This is a genomic window from Yersinia similis (assembly GCF_001053095.1).
In the GTDB taxonomy this organism is placed as follows: domain Bacteria; phylum Pseudomonadota; class Gammaproteobacteria; order Enterobacterales; family Enterobacteriaceae; genus Yersinia; species Yersinia similis.
The window spans coordinates 1-1,458 of the sequence record NZ_CGBP01000081.1 but is presented as its reverse complement, the minus strand read 5'-3'; the positions used below and the strand labels follow the sequence as shown (position 1 = coordinate 1,458).

Genomic DNA, 1,458 nt, shown 5'->3' with positions numbered 1-1,458 from the left:
TTATTAAACGTAATATGCAGATAAAGTGAATTTGCTTAAATTCTGGGCTGGGGTTATCTACTGCCTAAAAGCCGGGCTATGCCCGGTATAAGATAAAAAAATACCGCTCCGGGAAGCGGTATCGATTGATTAATGGCTCTGAATCATTCGAGTGGCGGGAAGGGGTAAGAGAATGACAAATGGGTCAGAAACCGGATCAGATTTCGGTTGTTATTCGCTCAGAGGCCACCTGAACCCAGCCGCCTCAACCGAGCAGGAGGGCTAGCCGGCCCTCCTGCACCTACGGCTTGCGCGAAATATTGCCCTGCGGGTAAACCGCCTGCGTCTTTCGGGCTGACGAGCCACCGCGGTGGGCATCCTGCCCAAGCGCGCTTTTCGCGGGATTATTCGTCCCATCCATGGGACTCACCCCCTTCGGGGCCGCTGCAAGCAGCGTTCAAATCTGTTCCCGACAGATTTGTCCATGCCCGCTCACTCTACCCTCTCTCCTTGTCGGCAATATTCCTGATTGCGCTCAACATCAAAATCAAAACCCTATCTGTAAGTTTTGGTTTTATCTTTTGATATTAAAAACACATTTGAGCTAAATCATTCGAGTGGCGGGCAGGGGGCAACTGAGTAACCCCCCCTGCAACGCGAAGGATGACGGGTTATTAGCCTTGCAACAGAGTAGAAATCAACTGTGTTGCTGCGCTGGCTTTTTTCAACATCATCACGCTCGATTGCATTAACATCTCGCTCTGCGCGTGGTTTTTCATCTCATCCGCAAAATCGGTATCTTTAATGCTGCCCAGCGCCTGTGCAGTGTTGCTGATCATGTTATCCAGGTTATTGGAAGAGGATTGCAGGCGGTTTTGGTTCGCCCCCAACGTGGCACGGAAAGCGCCGTAGGCGTCAATCACGTCTGACAGCTTTTTATCGGCCATCATCGCCAGATCTTTATCCAGTAGTTTCATATTCATCACACCGTTACCGGTCGCATAGTTGACGGCGTAGTCGGTTGAAGCTTTATCTGCTTTGGTATGTTCTTTGGTTAACACATCAACAGCGCCAGCAATGTCATCGAGGTCGTCTTGAGTTAGCGTGTCAGTTGTATCAATATCCCTTGTGTTGATAGTTTTACCTGCCGCATTCGTATAAGTAGGGATGGTCACTTTTGCTCCTGGCCTATCACCTACGCTCTTATTAGCACCTAAATCTCTTACTGCTTTATCAGCAGCGTCTTTTGCTGCCTTAGCAGCTGTTGTTATCGCCTCCAATCTATGGAGTTCTTTTTGCGCTGGCGTACCATTCGCATCAGCAGTAATTGCCGTCCCCTGCTTGGTCACACTCTCCGTCAGCTCTTCAATCACGCTATTCAGATCTAATTTCAGGCTGGATTCTGCATCGGTGCCGCTCTGGAAGTTCAATTCCTTACGCATTTTGCCATCTTTAGCAAACAGCTTCTCGGAGTTATAT

The 1,458-nt window shown here is 49.0% G+C and carries 1 protein-coding gene; it reads right to left on the bottom strand.

The window, feature by feature from the left end; genetic code table 11:
• Positions 1-653: 653 nt before the first annotated feature.
• A partial coding sequence (locus AC971_RS21450; protein ID WP_053084958.1) for a flagellin occupies positions 654-1,458 on the bottom strand: 805 nt, incomplete at its 5' end.